The sequence below is a fragment of the Roseomonas rosulenta genome (assembly GCF_016106005.1).
Classification (GTDB): domain Bacteria; phylum Pseudomonadota; class Alphaproteobacteria; order Acetobacterales; family Acetobacteraceae; genus Neoroseomonas; species Neoroseomonas rosulenta.
Genome location: NZ_JACADR010000326.1, coordinates 1 through 4,500, shown reverse-complemented (window position 1 = coordinate 4,500; position 4,500 = coordinate 1). Strand labels below are relative to the sequence as shown.

The 4,500-nt window shown below is 70.8% G+C and carries 5 protein-coding genes; all 5 read left to right on the top strand.

The window, feature by feature from the left end; all coding sequences use genetic code 11:
• Positions 1-243: hypothetical protein (locus HW578_RS23350; protein ID WP_198373111.1), on the top strand; the 243-nt coding region annotated here is incomplete at its 5' end.
• On the top strand, positions 240-1,184 hold the full coding sequence (locus tag HW578_RS23345) for an N-carbamoyl-D-amino-acid hydrolase (RefSeq protein ID WP_198373110.1): 945 nt from the start codon (positions 240-242) through the stop codon (positions 1,182-1,184). The genes HW578_RS23350 and HW578_RS23345, both read left to right, overlap by 4 nt.
• Positions 1,185-1,322: 138 nt before the next feature.
• A complete protein-coding gene (locus HW578_RS23340) occupies positions 1,323-3,080 on the top strand; it encodes a flavin-containing monooxygenase (protein ID WP_198373109.1) in 1,758 nt (585 codons plus the stop codon).
• Entirely contained in the window at positions 3,077-3,277 is a 201-nt protein-coding gene (locus tag HW578_RS23335) for a hypothetical protein (protein WP_198373108.1), read from the top strand. Before HW578_RS23340 ends, HW578_RS23335 begins: the two co-directional genes overlap by 4 nt.
• Positions 3,278-3,437: 160 nt before the next feature.
• Positions 3,438-4,409 (top strand): N-carbamoyl-D-amino-acid hydrolase, encoded by a 972-nt coding sequence (locus HW578_RS23330; RefSeq protein WP_198373107.1) that lies wholly within the window; start codon positions 3,438-3,440, stop codon positions 4,407-4,409.
• Positions 4,410-4,500: the final 91 nt, after the last annotated feature.

Here is a 4,500-nt window from a genome sequence, read left to right as displayed (position 1 = left end):
CCGCGGCCCTCGCGCGCGGGTGCGGCGCCGCCGCCAAGGGTGAAGCCTGGCTTCGGCCAGGCCGCGCTGGCGCTGGCCGCGGGGCTGGTGCTCGGGCTGCTGGGCGCGAGCCTCGCCGCCCAGGCCGGGCTGCGCGAGGGCCTGCCCGGATTGCTGGCCGGTGGCGGCTTCTGCCTCGGCTCCGTTCTCGTCTGGCGTGCCTTCGGTGGCACGCTCCAGGATGTCAGGGACCTGTTCAAATGAGTCGTAAGCTTCGCATCGCCGGCGCCCAGATGGGCGGCAACCAGAAGGCCGACAGCCGTGCGGCCATCCTCGCGCGCATGATCGCGCTGCTCGAACAGGCCGCCGCGCAGGGCGCGAAGCTCGTGGTCTTCCCCGAACTGCCCTTCACCACCTTCTTCCCGCGCTGGCTGATCGAGAGCACGCAGGAGCTCGACACCTACTTCGAACGCGACCTGCCCGGGCCGCAGACGCAGGCCCTGTTCGACCGCGCCCGGGAGCTGGGCGTTGGCATGTATGTCGGCTACGCGGAGCTCACGCCGGCCGGCCAGCGCTTCAACTCCGCCGTCACCACCGGCCCGGACGGCACGATCCTCGGCAAGTACCGCAAGATCCATCTGCCCGGGACGGTGGAACCGCGCGTGGGCGATCGCTTCCAGCAGCTCGAGAAGCGCTACTTCGAATATGGCGACATGGGCTTCCCCGCCTTCCGCGGCCCGGAATCCTGGGGCCGCCCTGTGCTGGGGATGCTCATCTGCAACGACCGCCGCTGGCCGGAAGGCTGGCGCGTCTACGGCCTGCAGGGCGTCGAGCTGATGATGATCGGCTACAACTCCGCAGCCTATGACCCGATGGGCGGCACCACCGAGAGCGCGGAACTCCGCACCTTCCATTCCACCATGGCGGTGCAGGCCAATGCCTACATGAACGCGACCTGGGCGATCAGCGTCGCCAAGGCCGGCGACGAGGACGGCTCGGGCCTGATCGGCGGGTCCTGCATCGTCGACCCCAACGGCATCGTGGTCGCGCAGGCGAAGACGCGGGGCGATGAAGTGATCTTGGCCGACATCGACTTCGATGCCTGCCGCCAGGGCAAGGAGAAGATGTTCAACTTCGCTGCCCATCGCCGGCCGCAATGGTACCGGCCGATAATCGACCAGGTGGGCGCGCTGCCGCCGGACTGACGCGACGCCCATGCCCGCGGCGCGGGGGTGGGTCCGGCGCCCGACGCGGCGCGATGGCTTGCCCCCAGCCGCCCCAGGCGCCCAGTATTCCCCCAAGGACCCCGCGCTGCGGCGCGGGCGCAGGAGGAGGACGGCGCCATGGACGGCATCCTGACCGGCACGTCGCTCGAGGCGGCGGCGAATGCCTGGCTCGGCGGCTTCGAGGATGCGCTGGGCGGGGGCAATCCCGCCGGGATCGCCGCGCTCTTCGCCACCGAATGCCACTGGCGCGACATCCTCGCCTTCACCTGGGACCTGCACACTACCTCGGGTGCCACGGCGATCGCCGCGCGCCTCGAAACGACGTTGGGCAAGGCGCGGCCGCGCCTGTTCTCGCTGGCAGCCGGCCGCACGCCGCCGCGTCGCGTGACCCGCGCCGGCACCGACTGCATCGAGGCGATCTTCACCTTCGAGACCGACACCGGCCCCTGCGACGGCGTGGTCCGCCTGGTCAACGAGGAGGGCACGCCGCGCGCCTGGACGCTGATGACCGCGCTCGACGAGATCCGCGGCCACGAGGACCCGGCCGAGGGCAAGCGCTGGCAGGACGTCGACTGGAAGCGCAACTTCGGTGGCGAGAACTGGCTCGACCGTCGGAAGAAGGCGGTCGCCTATGCCGACCACGACCCCGCCGTGCTGGTGGTGGGCGCGGCGCAGGCGGGGCTGTCGGTCGCCGCGAGGTTGGGGCTGCTCGGCGTCGATACGCTGGTGGTCGATCGCGAGGCGCGCATCGGCGATTCCTGGCGCCACCGCTACCACGCGCTGACCCTGCACAACGAGACGCGGGTCAACCACCTGCCCTACATGCCCTTCCCGAAGTCCTTCCCGGTCTTCATCCCGAAGGACATGTTGGCCAACTGGTTCGAGCTCTATGCCGAAGCAATGGAGCTCAATGTCTGGACCGGCACGGAGGTGACCGGCGGGTCGTGGGACGCGGCCGCGCAATGCTGGTCCGTCACGCTGAAGCGCGCCGACGGCGCCACGCGCGTCATGCGCCCGCGGCACATCGTCATGGCGAATGGGGTGAGCACCACGCCCATCATGCCCGACCTGCCAGGCCTCAGGGACTTCGCCGGCGCGGTGCGGCATTCGAGCGCGCTCGGCAGCGGCATGGACTGGGCCGGCAAGCGGGCGCTGGTGCTGGGCACCGGCACCTCGGGCCATGACGTGGCGCAGGACCTGGCGGTGTCCGGCGCGGCGGCGGTGACCATCATCCAGAACCGGCCCTCGCTGGTGGTGAGCCTCAAGGAAGCGCAGGCGCCCTACGCGCTGTACGACGAGGAGATCCCCTTCGAGGACAAGGACCTGCTCGCCACATCGTTTCCCTTCCCGGTCTACAAGCGCGCCCACCAGCGCATGACGGCGATGAACCGCCACGCCGACCGCGCATTGCTGGCGGGCCTGGAAAAGCGCGGCTTCCGCCTCAACTTCGGCGAAGACGAGACCGGCTGGCAGGTGATGTACCAAAGCCGCGGCGGCGGCTACTACTTCGATGCCGGCTGCTCGCAGATGATCATCGACGGGCGCGTGGGACTCATGCAGTTCGCCGACATCGACCGCTTCGTGGCCGAGGGCGCGCGGATGAAGGATGGGTCCGTCGTGCCGGCGGATCTGGTCGTGCTCGCCACCGGCTACGAGGGCCAGGCGGCCGCGGCCCGGCGCCTGTTCGGCGATGCGGTGGGCGACCGCGTTGGTCAGGTCTGGGGCTTCGATGCCGAGGGCGAGCTGCACGGCATGTGGCGCCCGACCGGCCAGCCCGGCCTGTGGTTCCATGCCGGCGGCCTCGCGCAGTGCCGCATCTATTCGAAGGTGCTGGCGCTGCAGATCAAGGCGCGCGAGCTCGGCCTCGCGCCGTGATCGAGGTGGTGCAGGACGAGCAGACAGGGCATTTCCGCGTGGTGACCTATCGCGGCGAGACGCTCGGCATCGCCACCACGCGGGAGGCGGCCATCGACCTGTCCGACCTGCTGCTCGAAGCCTGGGAGGAGGCGGTGGCCGCCGCCGCGGCGCGGGCGCGCATGAAGCACGGGGCGGCGATCATCGAGCCGCGGTGAGCCGGGCGGCTGCGGGGCGGATTCACAGCTTCAAGGAGCAGGGCGGGCGTCAGCGGGGCCGCGCACGCCACCGGTCGAGTGCTGCGCGCCGCGCGGGGTTGTCCTGGGGCGCCGCATCGGAAACTCTGGCGCGGAACCGACCCGCCGGAGAGCCCCCGCCATGCCCCGCTCCCTCGTCCTCGCCGCCGCCCAGCTCGGCCCCATCCAGAAGGCGGAGGGCCGCGACGTCGCGGTCGGCCGCATGGTGCGGCTGATGGAGAAGGCGCACCGCATGGGCGCGCAGGTGGTGGTCTTCCCCGAATTGGCGCTGACCACCTTCTTCCCGCGCTGGTACGAGGAGGACATCGCCAACGCCGACCACTGGTACGAGACCGCGCTGCCGTCGAACGAGACGGCGCCGCTGTTCGAGGCGGCGCGGAAATACGGCCTCGCCTTCCACCTCGGCTACGCGGAGAAGACGCCGGACGGGCACCGCTACAACACCGCGGTCTTCGTCAGCCCCGGCGGCGAGGTCATGCTGAAGTACCGCAAGGTGCACCTGCCCGGGCACAAGGAGTACGACCCGATCCGCAAGGTCCAGCACCTCGAGAAGCGCTTCTTCGAGGTCGGCAACCTCGGCTTCCCCGTGGTGCGCGCCCCCGTCGCGGGCCACGAGGTGAACGTCGGCATGATGATCTGCAACGACCGCCGCTGGCCGGAAGCCTGGCGCGTGATGGGGCTGCAGCAGGTCGAGCTGGTCATGCTCGGCTACAACACGCCCAGCCTGAACATGGACAACCGTGGCTTCGAGGCGCACCACCTGCGGGTGTTCCATTCCCACCTGACCATCCAGGCGGGCTGCTACCAGAATGCCTGCTTCGCCGTCGCCACCGCCAAGGCCGGCACCGAGGACGGGCACGAGCTGTTCGGCCATTCCATCATCGTGAACCCGCAGGGGGAGATCATGGCGCAGGCCACCTCCTGGGGGGATGAGCTGATCGTGGCGGAAGCCGACCTGGGCATGTGCGAGCTGGGGCGCACGACGATCTTCAACTTCGCGAAGCACCGGCGGCCGGAGGCCTATGGGCGCATCACCGGCCAGGTCGGCAGCGAGCCGCCGCCGGTGTGGAACGCGCCGCGCGCGGCGGAGTAGGGCGCGCGCAAGCGCGCGGCTGCGTAGCGCGCGGGTCACGACCAGCCCAGGCGCAGCGCGCGCGGGAGGCAGCGGAGCCCCGCCGCGCGGC